We start from the raw sequence: 24,175 nt of genomic DNA, 5'->3' as shown, positions 1-24,175 counted from the left end.
TCGTCGGCAGCGTCAGATGTGTATAAGAGACAGGTGTTACCTTGAGCACCTTGAGGTCCAGTAGCGCCCGTGGCACCGGTAGCACCAGTGTTACCTTGAACACCTTGAGGTCCCGTGGCACCGGTAGCACCAGTGTTACCTTGAGCACCTTGAGGTCCAGTAGCGCCCGTGGCACCGGTAGCACCAGTAGCACCAGTGTTACCTTGAACACCTTGAGGTCCAGTAGCGCCAGTAGCACCAGTGTTACCTTGAACACCTTGAGGTCCCGTGGCACCGGTAGCACCAGTAGCACCTGTGTTACCTCGAGGTCCAGTAGGTCCAGTAGCACCGGTAGCGCCCGTGTTACCTCGAGGTCCAGTAGGTCCAGTAGGTCCAGTAGCACCGGTAGCGCCCGTGTTACCTCGAGGTCCAGTAGGTCCAGTAGCACCAGTAGCGCCCGTGTTACCTCGAGGTCCAGTAGGTCCAGTAGGCCCTCTGCCGAACGAAGCTGAATTAACTAGAGTAGTTTGTAACTCTGCAATTAATTTAAGGAGTTCTTGGAGTGTACAATGATCGATTCGGAATAACTTTGTAATGTAAAGTAAATAATTAATTAAAATTTGGAGTTCAACAAATACAGCACTTGCTACGAAGGTTGGATTTCTTAATATAGTTATTAAGTTTTTTATAATAGCTAATCCTTGCGCTTTCAGGGAGGAAGTAGCGTCTAGCGAACAGATGAACTTACTTAGTAGGTTTAATGTATCAATTAAATCTTCGATGTTTTTAGGGGATGGATTAGCGAAAAGTTTTGGAATTATTTTAATTAAATCGTTAATAATCGCTCGAAATGTTCTAATTTGTGCTTTAGAAATTGGGATGGATGGTGTGTTTGAGATTCGTCCGGCACTACTTGGAAAGCATGGTTTGGAGAATTTGTTTTGACTGTCGTCATAACGAGACATTAAATCGCTCCTTTCTAATGAGAATGTGAATGAAACTCATCATAGTAGATGCAAAAATTAGTTAAATGGTCATAATAAAATCGTTTGTTTAAAGAAAAAATAGAAAAAACGCCTTACAATAAGGCGTTTTTTCTATTTTCTGCGTATTTATAATATCGTTTTAGTGAAACTTTTGATTTGAATCCAGCTAGTTTTATAATTTCTGATTCCGGCGTTTCTTTTTTTATTAAGTTTAAAATATAGGTGTTACGAAAGTGTTGTCCTGAGATTCCTTTGCGTAAATTAGCTCTAGCTACTTCAAGGCGAATCATTTTTTGGATAGCGATTTCTGTTAATCCCTTCGGTGAATCATTTTCGTATACCCATCTGTATGTTCCACGATTAAAATCGAATGCGACAAACAGTGGGTCATTACTATGGTATTTTGGACGAACGGGTTCAGGGATGCTTTTGTAGTATGTGTATAATTGCTTTTTGTCTTCTTTTGTTAATGTAATCGTTCTTTCTACTCCTGCGGTTGCTGGGATAGATAATGTATTAGTTTCAAAGTGAACGTGATACATAGTTAGTGCTGTAAGCTCTTGTAGGGATAAACCGTAGTCAATTAATAGGTTTAAAATAGTGATATTACGATCCATCAATAAAGGTCGTACAGGACGTTGTTTTTCTGAGAGTCCTTCCAATGAAGTGACGATACGCTTTAATTTTTTTTCTTCATTAGATGAAATAAAATCTCCATTTCGTAGTGCGCGATCTGGTTGAATAGAAATTTCCATATTCTTTAATGGATTAGGGATGTTTAGGAAATGATTCATTCTATTTAGTACAATAAATACACGATGCATCGTCTTTTCTGAGTAGTGTCGATTCGTTTTTAAGTCAGAAAAGTAATCTTCGTAGTCTTTTGTACAAAGTGTAGCCCATATATTACTGGAAGGGAGCTTTTTGTTTTTTTCTAACCAATGTCCGAAATCTTCAATGTCATAAACATAACGTTTAATGGTTGAGGTTTTTCGGCCTTTATTCAATAAAAAAATAGAAAAGGCTTGTATTGTATCATGGAATTCCGTTGTCTCCATAGTTCCACCACCTTAATTATTTCTTATATTATAGCAAACTTTTCTGAAAATAGGCATTTGTAAGAAGGACGGGAATAATAATATGTGTTGAGTGGATAAAGTGAAACTTTAATCAGTGGAGGGGTGTTCATCCTCCGCTGATTATCAGCCCACAACAATCGGGCATTTACGGGCAGCTATCCCCCGCCTAACTTCCTCGCATTTGCTGAATTTTGAGGTGGGAGTCTTACTGCCTGCAAATTGCGGGATAAAATGAGGTGATTGTATGGAACAATCGATGCGAAAGAAAAATAATAATCAAATTAATATTGTGTTAAACCATCGAAAGAAAATTTCTTTACCAGCATCAGAAAATAAAACGGAAATTTCAAATGAAACTACAATTAAACATGAGATGCTGCAAAGAATTGAAGAAGAGATGGGGAAACTCGTTGGGATGGATGATATAAAAAAGATAATAAAAGAAATATATGCTTGGATTTATGTAAATGAAAAAAGACAAGAAATGGGATTGAAATCTGAGAAGCAAGTACTCCATATGTTGTTTAAAGGAAATCCAGGTACAGGAAAGACAACTGTTGCTAGAATGATAGGGAAATTGTTGTTTGAGATGAATATTCTATCAAAAGGGCATTTAGTTGAAGCGGAACGTGCTGATCTTGTAGGAGAATACATTGGCCATACGGCTCAAAAAACAAGAGATTTAATAAAAAAAGCAATGGGAGGTATTTTGTTTATTGATGAGGCGTATTCTTTAGCTCGAGGTGGAGAGAAGGATTTTGGGAAGGAAGCAATTGATACGCTCGTAAAGCATATGGAGGATAAACAACATGGTTTTGTATTGATTTTGGCTGGGTATTCAAGAGAGATGAATCACTTCCTTTCATTAAATCCAGGACTGCAATCTCGTTTTCCGTTTATTATTGAGTTTGCGGATTATTCGGTAAACCAGTTGTTGGAAATTGGGAAGAGAATGTATGAAGAGCGTGAATACCAGTTATCAAAGGAAGCGGAATGGAAATTTAGAGATCATTTACATGCTGTAAAGTATTCGTCGCAAATTACATCGTTTAGTAATGGGCGATACGTGCGGAATATTGTTGAAAAATCGATTCGTACACAGGCTATGCGGTTGTTGCAAGAAGATACGTATGATAAGTATGATTTAATTGGAATATCAAGTGTTGATTTAATGTTGGAAGAGGAGACGCACAGTACATAAACTGTGCGTCTGTTTTTTTTGTGCATATGTTTGTTTATTCTTTTTTTTCTTTTTCTTGGTGAGATTTATGGAAGCGTTCCATTTTAGCGCTCTTTTCGTGTGCTGAATTAGAATCGTGCCCAAATTGGTTTACTGAGCTTTTTTGAGCTCCTTTATTAACGTGGTTTGTCATTTGTATTCACCTCACTTTAAAAATTAGTATAAACATTAAGTAAAGAAAAAATCGTTAGAAAAGAAAAACCTCTTTACGATATGTAAAGAGGTTAGAATTGCTATTTATGCATTGAACGTTCGTTTGTGTCGATACGTCGATGCGGTAAATGCCATTTGTAATGAATAGAAAGCATGCGGAAGCAAACAATTAAAATGAATAAGGTGTAAAGAGCCCAATCACTAACAATAATTTGAGCCCCAATTAAGAAGCCTGCTAGAATCGTCCAAAAAGCATATACTTCAGCTCGAAGGACGAGAGGTTTTCTACGGGCTAAAAGATCGCGAATAATACCGCCACCAATACCGGTTAAAACAGCTGCTACGATTGTAGCGCTAATGGGTAAATTTAGTTTTTGAGCATATAATGCCCCTTGTACGGCGAATGCTGATAAGCCGATAGCGTCAGTGATGTTTTCCCATTTTTTCCAATGTCTAATTAATTTATTTGGAAAAAGAAAAATAATTGTCATTGATAAAAGTGCGATTTGGAATAACATGTCTTGTTGCCAAAACGCGACAATCGGATAACCGATTAGTAAATTACGAAGGGCACCTCCCCCAAATGCGGTTGCCATTCCTAAAATATACACCCCGAAAATGTCATAATCCTCTTCCATTGCAACAATGGCTCCGCTTAGTGCGAATGCGATTGTGCCTATGATGCTAAAAATCTCCCATGCCATGAATTTTCTCCCCCGCTAACTAGATGAAATGTGCTTCCTCTGCTATTATATTAGAAGGTTTAAATTTCGAAAAGGATGAGTGAACATATTTGATGGAAGAAAAAGAAAAAGTCATATTAGTAGGCTGTCAATTACAGCAAGATGACGATGAACAGTTTATGCATTCCATGAAAGAACTTGCATCGTTAGCAAAGACTGCGCGAGCGAAAGTGTTAGTGTCAACAACGCAAAAACGACCGAAGTTTCATCCAGTGACTTATATAGGTAAAGGTAAATTAGAAGAGCTTACAATGTTAACGGAAGAATTAGAGCCGGATGTTATTATATTTAATAACGAGTTAACGCCGAGTCAAATTCGGAATTTATCCTCAGTATTAGATGCAAGAGTAATCGATCGAACGCAACTCATATTAGATATTTTTGCGCAACGTGCGAAGTCGAGAGAGGGTAAGCTTCAAGTGGAGTTAGCTCAGTTGCAATATACAATGCCGCGTCTAATGGGGCAAGGTTTGTCTTTATCACGTCTTGGTGGTGGTATTGGAACAAGAGGGCCGGGTGAGACGAAACTTGAGACGGATCGTCGTCATATTCGATCGCGTATTGATGAAATAAAGAAACAACTTGCGGTTGTTGTGGAACATCGAAAAAGATACCGTGAGAGAAGAAAAGACAATAAAGTATTTCAAGTTTCATTAATAGGATATACAAATGCAGGGAAATCGACGCTATTTAATAGATTAACGGAAGCGGATACGTTTGAAGAAAACTTATTGTTTGCAACGTTAGATCCGACAACAAGGAAGATGCCGTTACCTTCTGGTTATACAGTGTTGCTAACTGATACGGTTGGTTTTATACAAGATTTACCTACGTCGTTAATTGCAGCTTTTCGTTCAACACTAGAAGAAGCTGGTGAAGCAGATGTTATTTTACATGTTGTTGATTCTGCAGATCCAAACTATGTAGGGCATGAGAAAACGGTAAAGAAGTTATTGTCAGAACTTGAAATTCATCATATTCCGATTATTACGTTATACAATAAAAAAGATGCATTACATCAAAATTTTATTCCGTTTCCGAAAAGCGACTTCTTAATGACAAGTGCTTTTGAAGAAAGCGATTTATTACATATAAAAGAAGCGATAGAAACGAAAATGAAGGAAGAAATGGATCCATATCAAGTGGAGATTCCTCCGAGTGAAGGTAAGTTGTTAACGTTATTAAAGACGGAAACTCTATTAACAAAGATGGAATTTCTGGAAGATAAATTTGTATATAATTGTACAGGATATATATTTGCCTATTCGCCATATAATGGGCAGTTAAAGAGATTTTTAGTGGAAGAAGGAGAAAATGATAATGTTTGATCGTTTAAAAAATGGAGAAAAAATGGCTCCTATTGTAAAAGAAGTAGAAAGTCAAATTACAGAAGTGCATAAACGTGCAGATGAAGTGATTGAAAGTAATCAATTTCGTGTATTAGAAAGTTTTCGTAAACATAAAATTAGTGACTCGCATTTTATTCCAACGACTGGCTATGGATATGACGATATTGGTCGTGACACATTAGAAAAAGTGTATGCTGATGTATTTGGAGCGGAAGCGGGTCTTGTTCGTCCGCAAATTATTTCGGGGACTCATGCGATTTCAACAGCTTTATTTGGTATTTTACGTCCGGGAGATGAGCTACTGTACATAACGGGGAAACCGTATGATACGTTAGAAGAAATCGTTGGTGTACGCGGAAAAGGTGTAGGGTCATTTAAAGAATATAATATCGGTTATAACGCAGTTTCGTTAACGGAAGAGGGGCTTGTGGACTTTGAAGCTGTTGCGGCTGCGATTCATAGTAATACGAAGATGATTGGTATTCAGCGCTCAAAGGGATATGCTACTCGTCCGTCGTTTACTATTTCTCAAATTAAAGAGATGATTTCGTTTGTTAAGGAAATTAAACCTGATGTAGTTGTATTTGTTGACAACTGTTATGGCGAGTTTATTGAAGAACAAGAGCCGTGCCATGTAGGTGCAGATTTAATGGCGGGCTCGCTTATTAAAAACCCAGGCGGTGGAATCGTTAAAACTGGTGGTTACATTGTTGGGAAAGAACAATATGTTGAAGCATGTGCATATCGTTTAACATCTCCAGGGATTGGTGCTGAAGCAGGGGCATCTTTATACAGTTTACAAGAAATGTACCAAGGGTTCTTCTTAGCGCCGCATGTAGCGGGACAAGCACTAAAAGGTGCAATCTTTACAGCGGCATTTTTAGAAAAGTTAGGAATGAACACGTCACCAGCGTGGAATGCGTCAAGAACGGACTTAATTCAATCTGTTCAATTCGATGATAAAGATCGTATGATTGCCTTTTGTCAAGCGATTCAATATGCATCTCCGATTAATTCTCATTTCACTCCGTACGCAAACTATATGCCGGGTTATGAAGATGATGTAATTATGGCTGCGGGAACGTTTATTCAAGGTGCAAGTATTGAATTGTCGGCTGATGGCCCAATTCGTCCGCCTTACGTTGCTTATGTACAGGGGGGATTAACGTATTCTCATGTGAAGATTGCAATTTGTTCTGCGATTGATGCGTTAATTGAAAAAAAATTATTAACAATTTCTTAAAGGGAAGCTGTCGATTTCGGCAGCTTTTTTCGTGTAAAAGTAATGATTTGTGCCATTAGAAAAAAGAATGAAAAAAAACTTTAAAAAATCATGTAAGAAAAGCTAACATCTATTGACACTAAACATAACATAATATAAAATGAGAAGCAGTTAAGGCGAAGGAGGAACTGAAACAATGAAAGAAGATAGACGTTCTGCCCCGCTGTTTCCTATTGGTATTGTTATGGATTTAACACAATTGTCTGCACGTCAAATTCGCTACTATGAAGAGCATAATCTTGTTTCTCCAACCCGTACAAAGGGGAATCGTAGATTATTTTCATTTAACGATGTAGATAAGTTGTTAGAGATTAAAGATTTATTAGATCAAGGCTTAAATATGGCTGGTATTAAGCAAGTGTTACTAATGAAAGAAAATCAAACAGAAGCAGTGAAAGTAAAAGAAGAAACGAAAGAAATTTCCAAAACGGAGCTTCGCAAAATACTTCGAGATGAACTACAACATACAGGTAGATTTAATCGAACTTCATTGCGACAAGGTGACATTTCAAGGTTTTTTCACTAAAGATAACTGATTCTGAAGGTGTTTAGAGGGACTAAGGAGGAATTTATAATGGCTAGGTACACAAAAGAAGATATTTTCCGTTTGGCGAAAGAAGAGAATGTAAAGTATATCCGTCTGCAATTTACGGACCTTTTAGGAGTAATTAAAAACGTAGAAATTCCAGTGAGCCAATTAACAAAAGCTCTTGATAACAAAATGATGTTTGATGGATCTTCTATTGAAGGTTTTGTACGTATTGAAGAATCTGATATGTATTTATATCCGGATTTAGATACTTGGGTAATTTTCCCTTGGACAGCTGAAAAAGGTAAAGTAGCTCGTTTAATCTGTGATATTTATACTGCAGATGGTGCTCCATTTGACGGAGATCCACGTAACAATTTAAAACGTGTATTAAAAGAAATGGAAGCTTTAGGATTCTCAGATTTCAATCTTGGACCAGAGCCAGAATTCTTCCTATTCAAAGTTGATGAAAAAGGAAATCCAACATTAGAATTAAACGATAACGGTGGATACTTCGACCTTGCGCCGATGGATCTAGGGGAAAACTGTCGTCGTGATATCGTTCTTGAGCTTGAAGAAATGGGCTTTGAAATTGAAGCGTCTCACCATGAAGTTGCACCAGGTCAACACGAAATTGACTTTAAATATGCAAATGCAATTCGCTCATGTGATGACATTCAAACATTCAAACTTGTTGTAAAAACAATTGCTCGTAAACATGGTTTACATGCAACATTTATGCCAAAACCATTATACGGTGTGAACGGTTCAGGTATGCACTGTAACTTATCATTATTTAAAAATGGTGAGAACGTATTCTTCGATCAAAACGGTGATTTACAATTAAGTGATGATGCTCGTCACTTTATCGCAGGTATTTTAAAACATGCACCAGCATTTACAGCGGTAGCAAACCCAACTGTAAACTCTTACAAACGTTTAGTACCTGGATATGAAGCTCCTTGTTACGTAGCATGGTCTGCACAAAACCGTAGCCCATTAGTACGTATCCCTGCATCTCGTGGTATTAGTACACGCGTAGAAGTACGTAGTGTTGACCCAGCTGCAAACCCATATTTAGTAATGGCTACATTATTAGCTGCAGGTCTTGACGGAATTAAAAATAAATTAACTCCACCAGCTGCAGTAGACCGTAACATCTATGTAATGACAAAAGAAGAGCGCGAAGAAGCAGGTATCGTTGACTTACCAGCAACATTAGCGCAAGCGTTAGTTACATTACAATCTAATGAAGTAGTATGCAGTGCACTAGGAGAACATTTACTTGAGCACTTCATCGAAGCAAAAGAGATTGAGTGGGATATCTTCCGCACACAAGTTCACCAATGGGAACGCGACCAATATATGTCTCTATACTAAGAGGCTCAAACCCTTGACACACAACGTGTTGAGGGTTTTTTTATTTTGTGGGTAAAACACTTTTATTTTAAAGAAGAGTAATCCACCCACAAAACACCCACAAAAAAATCAAACTTACCCCAATACGTTATTCATATAAGCTTCAAACCCCGAAATGGAATCTTTATTAATTTTATCGCTAATATGAGAGTAAACGTTAGCAGTGATTTCTATACTCTTATGTCCTAGTCGATCTTGAATGTATTTCATACTTGCACCAGACTCTAATAAAAGAACCGCGTGGGTGTGTCGTAATGAGTGTATTTCTAGTCTAGGTAAATTTGCTTTCTTAAGTATGCGTGAGAATGCATTGAACAATGTTGACTTCGGCAAGAAATTTCCATCTACTCTTGAAAAGACCAAATCTAATTCATGTTCATATGCATCTTGTAAAACAAGCTTATTAGCATTTTGCCACTTTTTATGTTCGAGTAGCTCATCAACTAATGATTTAGGAATCATGATAGTACGTTTAGAAGTAAATGTTTTTGTATCTCCGAATAATTCTTCTTTTGTTTTAGCCGTAAAATCCAATGTTTTAGAAATAGAAATAGTATGTTCTTTTAAATTTATGTCTTTCCATTGTAAAGCAGCAGCTTCACCTTTTCGCATACCAGTATTCAGAAGCGCCTTGAAAAAGATGTAATAAATATAGTTGTATTGATAAGAAGTCTTTAAGAAAAGGGGAATGTCTTCACTTCGCATATATTTTAACCCTTCTCTTTCTTTATTGTTCTTATTTGAAATAACTACTTCTTCACAAGGATTGCTTTCGATTTTTTTTAAGCTGACAGCTTTTTTCATAGCATTGCTCATTGTACCGTGAATAATTTGGACTGTTCGTTTACTGTACCCCTGATCAGTTAGGGAGTTAATAAATTTTTGATACATCATTGGTTTTAGTTCTTTTAGGTTCATGTTTTGAAAGTAGGGGATGAGATGCTTTTCGATGTTACGTTCATGCAAGATAAAAGTGTTTTTTCTTACATTGTCTTGCTTAAATAATTTTAACCAGTCTCTAAGGTAGTGTTTTAATGAAGTAGGAGTAATCTCAACTTCTAAACCGTTTAATAATTTTTTTTCTTCTTCAGCAGCCGCAAGTTGTGCTTCTTTTTTCGTCTTGAATCCACGTTTTGATTTTTCTTTGTATTTTTGAGTATAAGGGTCTTTAAATCTTACTCGAAATTCCCAAACATCTCCGAATTTTCTGAAGCTAGCCATTATAACATTCCCTCTTTCCTTATAATTGTAAAGTGGCTAGATTACTCATCCAACCACTTCACAGGAGTCTCTTTATAACCAGAAACTTCATATATTATTTCACCATCAACAACATGGATTTTCTCAACGATAGGGACCTTTTTAAATTCTTCTTGTTTGATGGTGCGTTTCTTTCTTTTTTCTCGTTCGGCGTTTAAATCAATAATCAAAATGTCTCACCTCCTTTTAGTAAGGCTTATAAAATTCTAACAGTTCAACTGGAATGTCATTTTTGTATGCTATACATGCTTTTGTATCACCAGGTTGAATGGTCTTTTTATCAATTAACAAAAGCGCAGCAAACGTATTTGCTTCTATTTCTAATTTATCAACTGAAAAGAATGTATTCTTACGCAGAAAAGGTGTGTTTGCATGAGTATGTAGGATTGCATGTCCTAATTCATGTGCACAAACAGTTCTTTGCATGGATGGAGACAAATGATTATTAATAACGATGTAACGATTTCTTTTTTCATATTTATAAAATCCGTTTATTTCTTCATGTAAATCCCAAGTTAGTACATTTATCTTTAAACAATCTGCAAGCTCATAGGGGTTATTCGTGTTGTGTTTTGTGCAAAGTTGTTGGACTAGATCTCTTATGACGAATTTCAATGTTTTCCCTCCTAAGCTCGCATCAGTTATCGTCAGTACTACGATATTTCTTAGGAACGTATTTTTTATTGATTACTTTAGTTTGTTTCACGATGTATTCCATTGCATCTAATAAAGATTCTACGGCTTCTTCGCTCATAGGCTCACCAGAGAACATTAATCCGTCTTCGCCTTGAAGATCTCTTTTTATTTCTTCCATTCTTTTTGCTATGTCTTTTCCATCTTTCTGTGTTAATTGCTCTTTGGGTTGGTCTGTAACAGCTCGTCCTAGTAAATAGTCAGCAGAAACTGAAAAACAATCGGCTAATTTACTTAGGACATCATGTGGAGGAAATCTTTCTTCTGATTCATAGTAGCCTATCATCCTTTGGGATACTCCGATTTTTTCAGCGAGCTGTTTTTGTGTTAAATTTTCTTTTTTTCGTAAAGATTTTATTCTAAGACCTATCATATTGTTCACCTCTCTAATTGAACTAATTGTTCACTTTAGAAAAAGTTTAGCACAAATTGTTCTTTTTTGCATTGACATAGAACAAAAAGTTCTGTAATCTGTATTTAGAACATATAGTTCTTTTTGGAGGTGACTAAATGAAAAACAAAATAAACTACCCACAAAAAAACTTATATAAAGAAATTGCAAGTTACTGTGGAGTTACTGAACGATATATTCGAATGATTGATCAAAAAGAAAGAACGCCTTCAATGGAAACGGCTAAGAAGATTGCAAAGTTTTTTGATATGAATATCGATGATATTTTTTTTAGTAACAAATCGAACTTTAAGTTCTTTCTAGCGGCTTGTTGGTCTGAGAAAAATAATAACAAGGAGGTTTCATAATGGGTGAGTTGGCTGTAATAAGTGAAAATAATGTATTAGTTTTTGAAAATGATGGACAGGTGGTAACTGATAGTTTAACAATTGCTGAAATGTTTGAGAAAGAGCATAAACATGTTGTGCGTGATATTGAAGTGCAACTAGAGAAATTAAAAGAAGCAGGAGAGCAAACTTGGGGTGAGTCCAACTTTGGGCAGACCCAGTATCAACATCCTCAAAACAAACAGTGGTATAAAAAATATCTTTTAACAGAAGATGCATTTGCAATTGTTGTAATGGCTTATGTGACATCGGAAGCTATGAGAATGAAAATAGAGTTTCTACGAGAGTTTAAAAGAATGAAAAAACATATTGAAAAAAGAATGCAAGTTCCTGGGGATACATTTGGACAAATAGAGTTGTTAGCAGCTGGAACTAGTAATTTAAATAAAAGAGTTTCTTCATTAGAGCAGGTAGTTGAAAAGCAATTAACTGTAGATTACGGACAGCAAAGAGTGATTGAAAAAACGAAAGCAAAACGAATCTATTTTTTATGGGAGAACGGTCATGTAGATAGTGAAGTACATGATTCTACTCGCAAGCTATTCGGATTACTAGGGCGTAATTTGAAAGATGCATTCAATGTGAATAGTTACCGCGACATTTTGAAGAAGGATTTTGAGGAAGCATTGAATTTTATAAATGGTTGGAGGCCGATGATTTAAAAGCTTTTAGAAAACGCAAAATTGCGTTCTCAGGATTTCTTTGTAGAAAATAATTGCACTTTATAAACGTCTCAGAATCAATGGTTTAAAAAATAAGGAGGGAATAATTATGTTTAATGTTCAAGTTGATGAAAATGTTGTGAAGGAATTATGTGTGGAAGAAATTCAAAAGAAGGTTAAAGAGTATGATGCTGAGTTAGCGTTTTGGGATACTAAAGAGCTTAAAAAACGTGTATGTATGTCGTGGAATACAATTCAAGATCAGTTCTTCTTTGACCCACGCTTCCCAAAATTCAAAGTGGGTAAGAAATGGTATTTCCCAGCAAAACAAGTACAAGCATTTTTAGTTGAATGGGCAGAAGAAAGGATGGATTAAGGATGTTTACAATTGATTACAACAATGTAAAGGTATCTGATTATCTTAGACTACTCGCACATTATAAATTACCAAATAAAAAGCAGCGTCGATTAATTGAAAATAGGTTTGTATGTTTAAATGCTCTGTTTAAAAAGGCAGGTGAATCTAGTGGGAATTGAAAATTTAGTGTTACCCGAGGATGCTGAGTTAGCGAAATCATTACGCAATAAGAAGGAGAACTACATAAAGAATCAGTTTTTGTTAACTCGTATTGCAAGTAAGAGAAATGTAGAGGGTAAAACAAAAGAATTCTATGAGACTTGTAAAGAGTATGAAGTATGTGGGGAAAAGGCAAAAGAGTGTGATAAGCAATTAAAGGAATTGATATTTAAAAAGAAAGAAAATGATAGAGTTCAGCATGTTATAGAACGTATGCGAGAGGTTGGCATTAAAGAAGATGTTATTCAAAAGGTTTTATGTAAATAAAAAGAAACCCACTGCAATGGGTTCCCAATAAAAAACAAATTCGAGGTCAGTATATCACATGGGGTGATTACATGGAAGAGACAATAGAAAACCAATTACTAAAAAAACAGGTTGAAAAGGCTGTAAGTAGCTTGAAACTTATATCCGCACAGGAAGCAGATACCTGTAGAAAGTTAGATATAGATTATGTGATTACCATATTAACTAATAAACCGTATGGCAGTATGCCGTTTTAGGAGGATATAAAACTATGAAACTGTACGAATTAACAAGTAACTTCAATCAATTACAGCAAATGATTGAGGACGGGGCAGATTCAGAAGTAATTAACGATACACTTCAATCAATCAGTGAAGCAATTGAAGATAAAGTACAAGGTGCAGCGTTATTGATTCGTAATATTGAAGCCCAAGTTGAAGTGATTAGAGGAGAAGAGAATCGCTTGGCTGAACGTCGTAAATCTTTTGAGAACAGCTGTAAAAATATTAAGGACTATTTATATCATCAGATGGTTGCTGTGGATAAAAGACGTATTAAAGGTGCATTGATAACAGTAGGTATTCAAAAGAATCCAGCAAGTTTAGATATTGCAGAGGATGCAGTTATTCCAACAGAATACATGATTCCGCAGAATCCGAAGGTAGATAAAAAAGCATTATTACTAGCGATTAAGAATGGTATGAAGTGGGATGGTATTTCATTAAAACAAGGTGAGAGTGTGAGAATCCGATGAGTGAAACTAAAAATTACTTTGCAGAATTAGCAGTTATTGACGTCAGTAAACATGTTGAGAAGAAGGGACGTTTTAGTTATCTAAGTTGGTCATGGGCTGTAGATCAACTTCTAAAGAAGTATCCTGATGCGACATGGCAAGTTGTTAGGTTTGATGGATTACCTTATATGAAAACAGAAGTTGGGTATTTTGTAGAAGTTGAAGTAACGGTAAATAACATCACACGTTCGCAAATTCATCCTGTATTGGATAACTATAATAAGCCAATCGCAAAACCTACATCATTTCAAATAAACACGTCGATTCAAAGGTGCCTAGCAAAAGCTATTGCACTACACGGATTAGGCCTGTACATCTATTCAGGTGAAGATATTCCACATGATGATGAACCTAAACAAGCAGCTAAGCAACTAGATAACGTTCCACAACAGGAGCAACCTAGACAGGCAGAGGTTGCAAATGAACAAAGAATAAAAGCAATTCATGTGCAAATTAGAGAGTTGTCGGAAGTATATAATATGTCATTTGAAGAAACGAAGAACACTGTAAAACAGTCATTAGGAATTCAATCTTTCAAAGGAATGACAGTGCAACAAGCATCTCAGTTACAAAAAACAATAACATCGTGGTTAAACGAAGCGAAAGAAAAGCAACAGCAAGCACAATAGGTGGGTGACTGAAATGAAAACGATAGTAAGAGATGGTTCAATGCCAATAGCTTTGAATAGAAGTTTAGGTACTCGGTATTTACGTGATAAAAGGTTATCTGAATTACTTAAGCGCTGTCGTCGTTTAGAGTATGAAGGGTTTGATTACTTATTTCCTATTCGAAAGGTGTTAGAAACAGTTAAACATAGAAATGATGAAAATCCTCATCTGTTTAAAGGTTGCCTTGTGATGGATCGTGACCGTGGATTCTATTATGAAGTTGTTATGAGGAAGGTGAAGAGATGAGTAATTTATTAATTCATGAAGAACCCTTACTTGTTCTTCCAGGACTGGCAAGCAGAATTGGTTTAAATGAGGCAATATTTCTACAACAAATACATTATTGGCTAAATAGATCTAAGCATTTTTATGATGAAAGAAACTGGGTATATAACAGTGTGGCAGAATGGGTTAAACAATTTCCATTTTGGAGTGAGAATACCATTAGACGTATTGTAAAGAATTTAGAAGATGAACAGCTTCTTGTTATAGGCAATTATAATCGAGCTAAGTTTGATAAGACAAAATGGTATTCCATTAATTATGAAAAACTCCGTTTGTTAGAATCCATAAACGATGTACCCAACTTGGGTAGACGGTCTACCCAAAATGGGCAAATGGATGTACCCAATTTGGGTAAACCAATACCAGAGACTAACACAGAGACTACATCAGAGATTAAAGAATATATAGTCGAGATAGTAAACTATCTCAACGACGTGTGTGGTAGTAGTTACCGATTAACATCTAAGAAAACACAAACATTAATTAAAACTAGATTAGTAGAAGGATTCACTGTGGATAACTTCAAAACTGTGATTGATACAAAAGCTAAAGAATGGATAAGAACAGAACAAGCAAAGTATCTAAGACCAGAAACATTATTTGGTACAAAGTTTGAAGGCTATTTACAACAAGGAAAGGTGGAAGGAAAACATGGCTCTAGTAAAGGTAACAGATATAGCAAAGACCCTTTCGAAGAAGATGATCTTCCTTTCTGATACATGTGAGGTTTGTAAAAAAGAACGTAAACGTACTGTTAGATACATGAAGATAAATGATGAAGTAGTTTGTCCGGTATGTAAGTTGGCAGAAGACAATCAAAAGTTAGAAGCTGAAATGAATGTATTTCGAGATGAGAAGGAACAGAGAAAACGTAAAAGTATGTTTTACGATAAGAGTTTGATTAAAGATGAAACAATTAAGCTTGCTAGATTCTCAACTTTTAAATCTGACTGTGAAGAGGATGAAAAGAATTACACCTTAGCAAAACGAGCACTTGAGGATTACTTGAATGATGTGAGGTTTAATTTAATTCTAGTTGGAAAAGTGGGTGCTGGTAAAAGTCATCTTGCCTATTCAATTGCTCATGAAATGAATGAGAATAGCACAGGGACGGTTCTTTATGTTTCTGTATCAGAACTATTTGACTATATACGTTCTACGTTCAATGGGCAATCTGAGGAGTCTGAGCATAGCATTGTTAATTTACTAGTTAGTGCAGATTTATTAGTGATTGATGACTTAGGTGCGGAACTAGGTGATATGGATGCAGCGGATCCGAAGGCAACTGCATTCGTGAATCGTGTCCTGTTTAAAGTCTTTGATGGAAGACAAGGAAAGAAAACAATCGTTACAACAAATCTAACAGGTGAAGCTGTGATGAAAGCTTACGACGAACGTATTACGTCACGTATGTTCAATACATACAGGCATATTGAGTTTAAGTTTACAAGAGATAAGCGGAAAAGAAAATTACCTTTTTAAAAGGGAGACGAACTAATATGACCATTACTGTAATTCGTCCTAATGTCCATATTTCAAGCGTTAGTAGTTGGGGGATGGTATTTACACCATCTCCGACAAATAACGCTGAATGGTCATGTGAGGACTATAAAAATACAACGGGAAAACGGATTGAAGAAATGTTAAAGAAAGCGAAGGGAAAAGAATGAAAACGAATTGGATTAAAGAAAAGAATGATTTTTTTGCACACACATTAAAAGAAGGTAAGCATGAGGTTTTGGGAATAAGTAGTCAGCGTATTGTACCATCAGCGATTAGTATGAATTTCTTTTTTGAACATGAGTTTGTGGATTATATAGAACCATTGAATTTAGAAGAAGGCGAAATGTTTGTAATAGAAAGTTTAAGTGATAAATGGTATGGGATTTTAAAAGAAGAAACACAAGAAAAGTATTACTTAATAATGGGGCTAAAAGTCGGTGACTATCGTTTTTATGAAAATGGATGTTTCTTCAAAAAACATCAAGAGAGCACATTTCGAAAAGCAACAGATAAAGAACTACAAGAGTTTGAGCGTTTCATGATGTTTTATAAGAAGAATCGTAAAATGGGCGAGTTTAAATTAGGTGATATTTGTGAACGTGAAGACGTCCTATATAAAGTAATTGTTCAGACTGAAGATAATAAATTTGAGGGTGTTTTAGGCTGTGTAGCAATTAATGAGAAAGATGCTCCAGTAAATTACTTTCCCGCAAAAAGTATGGAATTACAATTTTGTGTCGAGGACATGGTGGGGTAATTTTGCATCAACACATCATAGATCAACTGATTGATAGAGGTATTTATAAATCCAAGGACGGGCTTCGAGATTTGTTCGAATGCTCGTTTGAGGAGTTAGTGGAAATGTTGGAGGGAGAAGAGTGAGCTTTAAAAAGGAAATGGCGATCATTTTAGTTAGCTGGCTTTTAATCAGTGTGACTATATTCTTACTAAAATAAAAACTTGGAGTGAACTTATAATGATTCAGTTACACACGATTACATCTGAAGAGAAGAAACAAAACTTTGATATTACGGAACTATTTGAAATGCAAAAAGAACTGGATAAACGAATTGGATATAAAGGAAATGACAAAATGGATATGTTGTTTCGGGCATTACTGGTGGAAATCAGTGAAGCATGGAATGAAACTCGAGCGTTTAAGATGTGGAGTACAGGATTTGGAGTTCCTAAGAATGGACTATTAGAAGAGTTAATTGATGGTCTTCATTTTCTCATGAACATTGTAATTGAATTAGATAAATGTACATGGAGACATGAACTTATTCCATCGTTCAGTATGCAATCAATTATGAGAAAAGATACTAGCAATGTAAATATGCTGTTCGAATGGTACATGCAAGATGTGTTGACTGCAAAAAGGGCATGGTGTCAGTACAGAGATTTAACTACAACGATGGGGCATTTGAGACGAGCGTTTGGTATCTTCTTTCGTATTTGCTATTTGTACGGATTTACTTATGAGGATGTTATTAATTCGTATAGGGAGAAGAATGCGGAAAACTTTGAGAGACAGGATAACGGATATTAATCAAATTTGAGTTTTATTAAGAAATGGAGAATTTAAATATGGATGTAAAGCTACTAGCACATACGCAATTATCTGAGGAATTTGTAAATTATTTATCTCTTGTATCTGGTATTGGAGAGGAAGGGGTTGGTCCTACTCATGGGCAGGTGATAGCTTTATCAGCAATCCGCACGTGCTACTCGCCAAATAAACCTAGTAGGATTGTAGCTTTAGAGGGTGAGAAGTACTTCAAGAGCAAAGCAACTGATGGAAAAGGTGGAAAAGAAGTAGATCGGCTCATTAGACATATTGTAGGTTCGGGGCATACTTCAACACTGGAGCATCTAACATATACCTTTGCAGTAGAAGGAGTTAGTAGAGCATTACTTACACAGTTAACACGTCACCGTGTAGGATTCAGTTACTCAGTTCAATCTCAAAGGTATGTACGCATGGGAAGTGATGATAAAATCGGCGGGTTTGATTATGTAGTGCCTGAAACAATTAAAGCTAAAGGAGAACAAGTAGTTAAAGCTTACAACGAAATGATGTACAAACTCCAAAGTGACTATGATCTGCTTAGAACATTAGGAATTCCTGCTGAGGATGCTCGTAGCATACTGCCAAATGCAGCCACAACCAACTTAGTCCTAACAGTCAATTTAAGGGCACTATTAGATTTCTACAATAAACGTCGAAAAGGGAAAGGTGCTCAAGCAGAAATCGCGGAGTTGGCAGAACAATTAAGGCAAGAAGTTGTAAGAGTTGAAAAGTGGGTAGACGAGTTTTTCGGAAATGGAAAGTAACAGAAGTTAAATAAAAATGCTTTTTTATTAGATTTGAATAGAAAGCGAGGTGGCTATATGAATCTTAGTTTTATAGATCTATTCGCAGGAATTGGGATGTTTCGGATGGGCCTAGAAAAAGCCGGACATAAATGCATTGGTTGGGTTGAGTGGGATAAGGATGCTAGAGCTACTTATAAAGCTATACATGATACGAAGGGAGAATGGACTGAAAATGACATCAGAAATGTTACCGGATCAAGAATACCAGCAGCAGATATTTGGTGTGCCGGGTTCCCTTGCCAAGACATTTCAAAGAACGGAAGACAAAAAGGACTGGCAGGAGAAAAATCAGGACTCTTCAGAGAAGTTATACGAATCATTAGGGAAGCAGATGAAACTAAAAAACCCTCTCGATTACTCTTTGAAAACGTTGAGAACTTGCTACGAGTTAATAAAGGATGGGACCTATTCCGTATTCTCTCTAGCTTGGATGAAGTCGGGTATGATGCAGAATGGCAAACTATCACCTCAACCGAGTGTGGAATTCCTCAGAACAGAACGAGACTTTTCATTGTCGCACATCTTAGAGGGAGAGACACCAGACGAGTATTTAGTTGACCTGGATCGAGTAAAAGATTGTGTAATTGGTATCTGCGAAGGTAAGGTGTTTGTTCGTGAAGCTACAAAACAGGGATATAACGTTGCTTATCGTGGTGACACGGTAAATTTAGCTTTTTCTAAATCGAAAACGAGAAGAGGGCGTGTTGGTAAGGGAGTAGCACAAACTCTTCTCACATCTAGGGAACAGGCCGTCTTAACGAGTGATGATAAGTTGCGTTGGCTTACCGAAAGAGAATCATGGCGCTTGCAAGGAATACAAGATTCATATTTTGAAAAGGCAGCTGCAGTTACATCGAAAAGTTAATTGTATAAGCAAGCTGGTAATGGAGTAACTGTGGACGTTGTGTACGAGATAGCAAAAAGGTTATAAAAATTTCATTTTAAAGAAATGGAGATTAATAAATGGGGAAAAGTCAAAGAGATAAAGGAATGAGACGTGAAAGAGAATTTGCTAGTTTAATAGGTGGTGCTCGTGTACCGCTCTCTGGTGCGATGGACGGGTATTCAAATGATGTGAAGGGTTTAGGTCTTGAATGGGAAGTAAAAGCGAGGAAAGAAGGATTCAAGACGTTATATAACTGGTTGGAGGATGAACGTGAACAGCCAGATGCATTAGCGATTAAGGCTGATAGAAAACCATGGTTGGTAGTTATGCCGTTGGATACATTTTTGAAAATGGTGAAGGAGTGAGAGTATGTTGGACATTGCCCTACCTGTTCTTAACAAAGAGCAGACAAAGAAGAATGTGCTTCAAGCTTTGAAAAAGTACCGTTTGTTTTTATTAAATATAGATGAAAGAGACGTAGAGCGTGTACAAGATGGTAAGGTAATCGGAATGAGTAAAACAGTTTTAGAACGAATCAACTATATTCAAGAAATACGAAAAGGTGTAGAGAAGCTGAATGTGTGGGATAAGCAGCTTATTGAGTTAGCTTATCTTGGGAGAGAGAAGCCTAGTTGGATAAAGATGTGTAGGATATTGAATATGTCTCAGCCGGATTATTATAGGAAGAGGAATAAGGCTTTGTGTGAGTTGGCTTATAAATTAGGGATAGAGGCGGAAGAAATGAATAAAAAGTGTGATCGCTTTTAAAAATTTCTAAATATATATAAAATAATTTTAAAATATGTAATAATTTCTAGGGAATTATATTTTTACGTCATACTAGAATGGAGCTGTGAATGTAACATGAATAAAAAAATAATTGAAGATTTAATTGAGGAGGTTATAGAAGAAGCAAAGGAAGAAATAAAAGAGGAAATAAAAGAAAAAGTAAAAGAAAAAGTTTTAGGGGAAATTAGTAAGGAGATTAGTGAAGAGACTACCGAAGAAGAAATTAGAGTAAGTAAGTTTAAAAGAATTACTTTAGCGGTAATGGCGATTGTATTTTATATATTCATTTCTGTTTTCTATTTACTAGTAATGAAAGATGTTTACTATATCATAAAGAATACTGAAATAATTTCGGATATAACTAAAAATATAGTTTACCTTATTATTGTATTTATACTTGCTTATGGATATCTAAAAGTAGCGCATACATTATATAGATTTAAACAGAATAAAAATACGTTATTTTTGTATGCTTTATTTGAAATTGGTTTAGGAATAGTAACAGTGGTTGTTACGGGTTGGGCCTTTTTAGATGAACCTTCAAATGGAGGGATAAAACCTGTAACATTTCTTGGCTTTTATGGGGGGATGTATGTAATAATACGTGGCATGGAGACAGCGAGAAAGAATTTTAGTGAAGGGGAAAAACCCGAAGTATTTTTTATGGATTTATCTAAGGAAACAATACTCTCTAACTTCTTTAATAAATACATTAGGTCAAAATAAAAAACAAACGCTTTTTATAGCGTTTGTTTTTTATTTATATCTATTTTTTTGATATATTCCCTGATTCTGCTTCTTCTTTAACACGATTCCATTCATCTTTTAAATAAGCTTGTGTAATTGAAAGTAATTTTTGGGGATTGGTATCCATTCTTTTTATTAATGCTTCTTCTTCTCTTTTGATTTCATCCAATACTAATGCTTGATAATCTTTAATGACAAATTTATCGATTTTTGCCATATCTGCTATCGTTAAAGAGCGTTTATGTTTTTTGGAAAAGTTTTTATATCTTTTTTTTGTTTCGATATCTATTTCAGCTTGTTTTGGCTCAAGAAGTTTATTCATAACTTCATCTTCAAGTGGATCCCCAAGAGAAGCTGTTTCAAATATTTTTTTTATATCATTTGTAAACTCGTCTACGATTTTAATAATTTTTTGATCTTTTCTATCTAGATAGTTTAAATGTAATTTAATTTTTGCAGCCAATCGAAAGACATTATCCACATATTCACTCTTATCTTTTTGAGTAGCGTCTTTATTCTTTTCAATGTGGTAAGTTACAAGTGTGAGAAATTCTGATACATGCTCCCGTAATTGTCCCATCCATTTTACACGCTCAGCTGTTATTGTATCAACAAAGAGAGTTTTTTTATTATTTTTAAGGTTATACCATAAAGTTAAAAGTCCAATTAGCCCTGTAATAATACCTGTAACAATGGCAGTTATAAATGCTTTATTAATTTCTTTTTTCTCTGTAGCTACTGTGAATCCAATGATAGAATGAGATGGATCCTCAGAAACCTTTGATTGAAAGCCTATAACTCGTTCGTCTGAATGATCTTTTTTAAATTGAGATAGCTCTTTGAAGAATAGGTCGGATTTGTCTGCTTCAGTCATTTCATTTGTATCTTTTGTAAAATTGAATTGGTATAAGCCATCATCAATTTTCGCCCATTCCTTAGGTTGATTAGCTTTAGGCTGACCGGAAGTAGATGCTTTTTCAGCAAATGTCATGTTTGGAACAAGAAATAAGAATAATAGCAAGATAAAACCAAAATGGGGTTTTCTCAATATAAACACCTTCTTATGATTAATTTATGTCTTATGATAAATCAAAGTGCGTTTAGAATATAGGCATTTGTTGAAGAGTGAAATTACCTATTAACACTCATGTAATAGACCATATAATAGTGTATCAATAAAATTTAATAATTGCATTATAAAGATACCTGATTTATTTTATAAATTAAGTAAATAGACTTTGTTTTTCTAAAAAACATGTTAAGGAGTAATTCAAATTATGGGACAAGTAGTGAGAGAACTATATTCTCCAAGTAAACAATATAAGGTAGAAATAATAAAACGAAAAGATGGCTTGTATACAACGGAAGTCTATAGGTGGATGGAGGATTGTGGATATGAGTTCTGGAGTTCTATTAATCAAGGGTTTTCTTTGATAGATAGTGAAGAGCAGGCGGAAAAGCTAGCTATTGAACAGCTAAGAGTATATAATGGATAGATTTTTATGACCGATTTAGAAGTAGAAAAAGGGAGAAGCTAAGAAATTTTTGAAGGTATTTCTATAATTTGGTATAATTATTCTAATTTTAATATAAGGAGATTTATAAATGCATAATGAATTAGAAAAATTATTTATTAACACGAAACCTTTAGAAGAAATGATAGAGAAAGCAACGATTGTAGTAGACACGAACGTATTATTATCAGCATACCAAACAAAACCGGTTACATTCGAGGCTATATTAAATATTTTAAATGAGCTAGCAAATAAAAAACGTTTAAAGATTCCCTCTTATGTTATACGAGAATTTAACGAGAATAGACCTAAGCGTATAAAAGATATAACTAACGAATTACAGCAATTTATTAATACTGTAGATTCAATTAAGAATACTCAACCACCTAAAAAATTAGATAAGATTTTACCGGCTATTAATGTTTTAGAGGATAATCATGCAGAAAAGGTAGTGAAGTTACAACAAGAATTTAATAATCAATTAAACACCTTAAAGGAAAGTGGTATTGCCTTTAAGGAAGAACTAAATACTCTTGTATTAAAATTAAGTGAATATATGGATCATGATCCTATACTTTTAAAATATGAAGAAATTATTAGAAAGTCTTATTTCGAACCAGAAATCTCTTTAAGTGAGAAAGATTTAGAAGATGAGGGGAAAAAAAGAGTTGAAAGAGAGATTCCCCCTGGTTTTAGAGATAAAGCAAAGAAAGCTAATAGATTTGGTGATTTAATTATTTGGTTACAAATTTGTGAATTGAAAGAAGATGTTATTTTTATTACATTTGACAACAAAGAAGATTGGGTCTACAAAGATAGCAAAGGAAATGTTTTAGGTGCTAGGGTAGAGCTAGTTCAAGAATTTTATGAAAAGAGTGATGGCAAAACACTTAAAATATTGCACCCAGGGAAATTTGTTGAATTATATACTGATGGGAACGTAGATTCTGAGGTGAAAGTAGATTTAAAAGAGATCGAAAAGATAAAAAAATCAGTCAAAGAAATTTTCCGAAACAATGTGGATGAGAAAGAACGATTAATCCAGAGTATTGAAAAAACATCTGGGAAATGTGAAGAAATGTTAGCGGTTTTTGAACAGAAAATGTATGAGAGCAGTTTTGAAGAATTTGAAGTGGATTATTATGCACTATCTTATGGAATTGGAGATCATCCAGAAAATTTAAGTATAGTAGAATTGAAAAAACTTGATAAGGAATTCAGAGAACTATATATATCTATGTATAGAGAATTATTAGAGATTGAATACCAGACGGTTTAGTGACAAAAATATTTAATGATTATTCATTCTTTTAGATGTTTTTTTACTAAACAATTATGGGGCTTTAGAAGCCAGGGAGTCTAATGACTCTCTTTTTTTATTATGATTAAGTAAGTTGTTGTATGAAGAATTAAGTGAAGCCTTTGTTGAATTATATCTATATAAAATTAATTGAAAATTTGACATGTAATTTTCAAGAGGAGGAGAGAAATATGAAAGAGGAATTTATTTTTGAAGAAATAGATAAAAAATAGATAAAAAATATTATGGATATCCATGTATTATAAAAGTGTCATAAGAACTGCCACGGAAATGGTACTGTATGTTGTTTCTTGATTT

At 35.1% G+C, this 24,175-nt stretch carries 36 protein-coding genes; 28 read left to right on the top strand and 8 right to left on the bottom strand.

Going from position 1 to position 24,175, the window contains the following annotated elements; all coding sequences use genetic code 11:
• Positions 1 to 1,057: 1,057 nt before the first annotated feature.
• The gene (locus JDS95_RS02990) at positions 1,058 to 2,023 is read right to left on the bottom strand and encodes a tyrosine-type recombinase/integrase (protein WP_085450480.1); all 966 of its coding nucleotides are present in this window, start codon (positions 2,021 to 2,023) and stop codon (positions 1,058 to 1,060) included.
• Positions 2,024 to 2,288: 265 nt separating this feature from the next.
• Between JDS95_RS02990 and spoVK the strand changes: the two genes are divergently transcribed.
• Complete coding sequence (gene spoVK / locus JDS95_RS02985; RefSeq protein ID WP_199690273.1) at positions 2,289 to 3,245, top strand: stage V sporulation protein K; 957 nt, start codon at positions 2,289 to 2,291, stop codon at positions 3,243 to 3,245.
• Positions 3,246 to 3,279: 34 nt separating this feature from the next.
• On the opposite strand, the gene JDS95_RS02980 is transcribed toward spoVK, so the two are convergent.
• Positions 3,280 to 3,417, bottom strand: coding sequence for a hypothetical protein (locus JDS95_RS02980; RefSeq protein ID WP_000181509.1), 138 nt, complete (start codon positions 3,415 to 3,417; stop codon positions 3,280 to 3,282).
• Positions 3,418 to 3,517: 100 nt separating this feature from the next.
• Positions 3,518 to 4,141 carry a trimeric intracellular cation channel family protein gene (locus JDS95_RS02975; protein WP_000312269.1) on the bottom strand — a complete coding sequence of 208 codons (624 nt, stop codon included), beginning with the start codon at positions 4,139 to 4,141 and terminating at the stop codon, positions 3,518 to 3,520.
• Positions 4,142 to 4,233: 92 nt separating this feature from the next.
• Here JDS95_RS02975 and hflX point away from each other — a divergent pair, with 92 nt between their 5' ends.
• From hflX to glnA, 4 genes are all read left to right on the top strand, one after another.
• Positions 4,234 to 5,508, top strand: a complete 1,275-nt coding sequence (hflX, locus tag JDS95_RS02970; RefSeq protein WP_000391422.1) for a GTPase HflX — start codon at positions 4,234 to 4,236, stop codon at positions 5,506 to 5,508.
• Positions 5,501 to 6,772, top strand: coding sequence for a methionine gamma-lyase family protein (locus tag JDS95_RS02965; protein WP_000460316.1), 1,272 nt, complete (start codon positions 5,501 to 5,503; stop codon positions 6,770 to 6,772). Before hflX ends, JDS95_RS02965 begins: the two co-directional genes overlap by 8 nt.
• 175 nt (positions 6,773 to 6,947) lie before the next feature.
• Positions 6,948 to 7,337 carry a transcriptional repressor GlnR gene (glnR, locus tag JDS95_RS02960; protein WP_000656783.1) on the top strand — a complete coding sequence of 130 codons (390 nt, stop codon included), beginning with the start codon at positions 6,948 to 6,950 and terminating at the stop codon, positions 7,335 to 7,337.
• A 48-nt stretch (positions 7,338 to 7,385) separates the two neighbouring features.
• Positions 7,386 to 8,720, top strand: a complete 1,335-nt coding sequence (gene glnA, locus JDS95_RS02955; protein WP_000135333.1) for a type I glutamate--ammonia ligase — start codon at positions 7,386 to 7,388, stop codon at positions 8,718 to 8,720.
• Between the two features lie 114 nt (positions 8,721 to 8,834).
• On the opposite strand, the gene JDS95_RS02950 is transcribed toward glnA, so the two are convergent.
• Genes JDS95_RS02950 through JDS95_RS02935 form a run of 4 tightly spaced genes read right to left on the bottom strand, consistent with a single transcriptional unit; the run spans position 8,835 to position 11,085 of the window.
• On the bottom strand, positions 8,835 to 9,980 hold the full coding sequence (locus JDS95_RS02950; RefSeq protein WP_199690271.1) for a tyrosine-type recombinase/integrase: 1,146 nt from the start codon (positions 9,978 to 9,980) through the stop codon (positions 8,835 to 8,837).
• 41 nt (positions 9,981 to 10,021) lie between these two features.
• Complete coding sequence (locus JDS95_RS02945; RefSeq protein ID WP_199690270.1) at positions 10,022 to 10,189, bottom strand: hypothetical protein; 168 nt, start codon at positions 10,187 to 10,189, stop codon at positions 10,022 to 10,024.
• 16 nt (positions 10,190 to 10,205) lie between these two features.
• Positions 10,206 to 10,634 (bottom strand): ImmA/IrrE family metallo-endopeptidase, encoded by a 429-nt coding sequence (locus tag JDS95_RS02940; protein WP_199690269.1) that lies wholly within the window; start codon positions 10,632 to 10,634, stop codon positions 10,206 to 10,208.
• A gap of 22 nt (positions 10,635 to 10,656) precedes the next feature.
• Positions 10,657 to 11,085: a helix-turn-helix domain-containing protein gene (locus JDS95_RS02935; protein ID WP_012261509.1), complete on the bottom strand. Its 429-nt coding sequence runs from the start codon at positions 11,083 to 11,085 to the stop codon at positions 10,657 to 10,659.
• A 137-nt stretch (positions 11,086 to 11,222) separates the two neighbouring features.
• Here JDS95_RS02935 and JDS95_RS02930 point away from each other — a divergent pair, with 137 nt between their 5' ends.
• From JDS95_RS02930 to JDS95_RS02830, 21 genes are all read left to right on the top strand, one after another.
• The gene (locus JDS95_RS02930; RefSeq protein ID WP_012261508.1) at positions 11,223 to 11,471 is read left to right on the top strand and encodes a helix-turn-helix transcriptional regulator; all 249 of its coding nucleotides are present in this window, start codon (positions 11,223 to 11,225) and stop codon (positions 11,469 to 11,471) included.
• Positions 11,471 to 12,172, top strand: a complete 702-nt coding sequence (locus JDS95_RS02925; RefSeq protein ID WP_044810264.1) for a Rha family transcriptional regulator — start codon at positions 11,471 to 11,473, stop codon at positions 12,170 to 12,172. The genes JDS95_RS02930 and JDS95_RS02925 overlap by 1 nt, the downstream gene beginning before the upstream one ends.
• Positions 12,173 to 12,281: 109 nt before the next feature.
• Positions 12,282 to 12,548, top strand: a complete 267-nt coding sequence (locus JDS95_RS02920) for a hypothetical protein (RefSeq protein ID WP_000483549.1) — start codon at positions 12,282 to 12,284, stop codon at positions 12,546 to 12,548.
• Complete coding sequence (locus JDS95_RS02915) at positions 12,524 to 12,709, top strand: hypothetical protein (RefSeq protein WP_044810263.1); 186 nt, start codon at positions 12,524 to 12,526, stop codon at positions 12,707 to 12,709. Before JDS95_RS02920 ends, JDS95_RS02915 begins: the two co-directional genes overlap by 25 nt.
• On the top strand, positions 12,699 to 13,016 hold the full coding sequence (locus JDS95_RS02910; protein WP_044810261.1) for a hypothetical protein: 318 nt from the start codon (positions 12,699 to 12,701) through the stop codon (positions 13,014 to 13,016). Before JDS95_RS02915 ends, JDS95_RS02910 begins: the two co-directional genes overlap by 11 nt.
• 71 nt (positions 13,017 to 13,087) lie before the next feature.
• Entirely contained in the window at positions 13,088 to 13,252 is a 165-nt protein-coding gene (locus JDS95_RS02905) for a hypothetical protein (protein ID WP_000393080.1), read from the top strand.
• Positions 13,253 to 13,266: 14 nt separating this feature from the next.
• Entirely contained in the window at positions 13,267 to 13,749 is a 483-nt protein-coding gene (locus JDS95_RS02900; protein ID WP_199690268.1) for a siphovirus Gp157 family protein, read from the top strand.
• Positions 13,746 to 14,417 carry a DUF1071 domain-containing protein gene (locus JDS95_RS02895; RefSeq protein WP_199690267.1) on the top strand — a complete coding sequence of 224 codons (672 nt, stop codon included), beginning with the start codon at positions 13,746 to 13,748 and terminating at the stop codon, positions 14,415 to 14,417. The genes JDS95_RS02900 and JDS95_RS02895 overlap by 4 nt, the downstream gene beginning before the upstream one ends.
• 13 nt (positions 14,418 to 14,430) lie before the next feature.
• Positions 14,431 to 14,703: a hypothetical protein gene (locus JDS95_RS02890; protein WP_061689871.1), complete on the top strand. Its 273-nt coding sequence runs from the start codon at positions 14,431 to 14,433 to the stop codon at positions 14,701 to 14,703.
• On the top strand, positions 14,700 to 15,458 hold the full coding sequence (locus JDS95_RS02885; RefSeq protein ID WP_199690266.1) for a conserved phage C-terminal domain-containing protein: 759 nt from the start codon (positions 14,700 to 14,702) through the stop codon (positions 15,456 to 15,458). The genes JDS95_RS02890 and JDS95_RS02885 overlap by 4 nt, the downstream gene beginning before the upstream one ends.
• A complete protein-coding gene (locus tag JDS95_RS02880) occupies positions 15,394 to 16,224 on the top strand; it encodes an ATP-binding protein (RefSeq protein ID WP_044810256.1) in 831 nt (276 codons plus the stop codon). Before JDS95_RS02885 ends, JDS95_RS02880 begins: the two co-directional genes overlap by 65 nt.
• 17 nt (positions 16,225 to 16,241) lie before the next feature.
• Complete coding sequence (locus JDS95_RS02875; protein WP_088065475.1) at positions 16,242 to 16,412, top strand: hypothetical protein; 171 nt, start codon at positions 16,242 to 16,244, stop codon at positions 16,410 to 16,412.
• Complete coding sequence (locus tag JDS95_RS02870) at positions 16,409 to 17,002, top strand: hypothetical protein (RefSeq protein WP_199690265.1); 594 nt, start codon at positions 16,409 to 16,411, stop codon at positions 17,000 to 17,002. The genes JDS95_RS02875 and JDS95_RS02870 overlap by 4 nt, the downstream gene beginning before the upstream one ends.
• On the top strand, positions 16,978 to 17,127 hold the full coding sequence (locus JDS95_RS02865) for a Fur-regulated basic protein FbpA (RefSeq protein WP_306472375.1): 150 nt from the start codon (positions 16,978 to 16,980) through the stop codon (positions 17,125 to 17,127). The genes JDS95_RS02870 and JDS95_RS02865 overlap by 25 nt, the downstream gene beginning before the upstream one ends.
• 94 nt (positions 17,128 to 17,221) lie before the next feature.
• Positions 17,222 to 17,794, top strand: a complete 573-nt coding sequence (locus JDS95_RS02860) for a dUTP diphosphatase (protein WP_098115900.1) — start codon at positions 17,222 to 17,224, stop codon at positions 17,792 to 17,794.
• A 38-nt stretch (positions 17,795 to 17,832) separates the two neighbouring features.
• Entirely contained in the window at positions 17,833 to 18,579 is a 747-nt protein-coding gene (gene thyX / locus JDS95_RS02855; protein ID WP_199690263.1) for an FAD-dependent thymidylate synthase, read from the top strand.
• Positions 18,580 to 18,636: 57 nt separating this feature from the next.
• Positions 18,637 to 19,179, top strand: a complete 543-nt coding sequence (locus tag JDS95_RS02850) for a DNA cytosine methyltransferase (RefSeq protein WP_199690261.1) — start codon at positions 18,637 to 18,639, stop codon at positions 19,177 to 19,179.
• Positions 19,133 to 19,486: a DNA methyltransferase gene (locus JDS95_RS02845; RefSeq protein WP_242474163.1), complete on the top strand. Its 354-nt coding sequence runs from the start codon at positions 19,133 to 19,135 to the stop codon at positions 19,484 to 19,486. Before JDS95_RS02850 ends, JDS95_RS02845 begins: the two co-directional genes overlap by 47 nt.
• Positions 19,487 to 19,584: 98 nt before the next feature.
• Complete coding sequence (locus JDS95_RS02840) at positions 19,585 to 19,872, top strand: hypothetical protein (RefSeq protein ID WP_000520472.1); 288 nt, start codon at positions 19,585 to 19,587, stop codon at positions 19,870 to 19,872.
• A 4-nt stretch (positions 19,873 to 19,876) separates the two neighbouring features.
• Positions 19,877 to 20,275, top strand: coding sequence for an ArpU family phage packaging/lysis transcriptional regulator (locus tag JDS95_RS02835; protein ID WP_199690259.1), 399 nt, complete (start codon positions 19,877 to 19,879; stop codon positions 20,273 to 20,275).
• 96 nt (positions 20,276 to 20,371) lie between these two features.
• Entirely contained in the window at positions 20,372 to 21,022 is a 651-nt protein-coding gene (locus JDS95_RS02830) for a hypothetical protein (RefSeq protein WP_098834999.1), read from the top strand.
• 40 nt (positions 21,023 to 21,062) lie between these two features.
• Here JDS95_RS02830 and JDS95_RS02825 read toward each other — a convergent pair whose 3' ends face one another.
• Complete coding sequence (locus tag JDS95_RS02825) at positions 21,063 to 22,091, bottom strand: hypothetical protein (protein WP_199690257.1); 1,029 nt, start codon at positions 22,089 to 22,091, stop codon at positions 21,063 to 21,065.
• 229 nt (positions 22,092 to 22,320) lie between these two features.
• On the opposite strand from JDS95_RS02825, the gene JDS95_RS02820 reads away from it, so the two are divergent.
• Positions 22,321 to 22,539 (top strand): hypothetical protein, encoded by a 219-nt coding sequence (locus JDS95_RS02820; protein ID WP_199690255.1) that lies wholly within the window; start codon positions 22,321 to 22,323, stop codon positions 22,537 to 22,539.
• A gap of 109 nt (positions 22,540 to 22,648) precedes the next feature.
• On the top strand, positions 22,649 to 23,836 hold the full coding sequence (locus JDS95_RS02815; RefSeq protein WP_000551391.1) for a PIN-like domain-containing protein: 1,188 nt from the start codon (positions 22,649 to 22,651) through the stop codon (positions 23,834 to 23,836).
• Positions 23,837 to 24,175 lie beyond the last annotated feature (339 nt).

The sequence above is a fragment of the Bacillus cereus group sp. N24 genome (assembly GCF_016483345.1).
In the GTDB taxonomy this organism is placed as follows: domain Bacteria; phylum Bacillota; class Bacilli; order Bacillales; family Bacillaceae_G; genus Bacillus_A; species Bacillus_A toyonensis.
The sequence above is the reverse complement of the archived record's forward strand: the minus strand, read 5'-3'. Positions and strand labels throughout refer to the sequence as shown.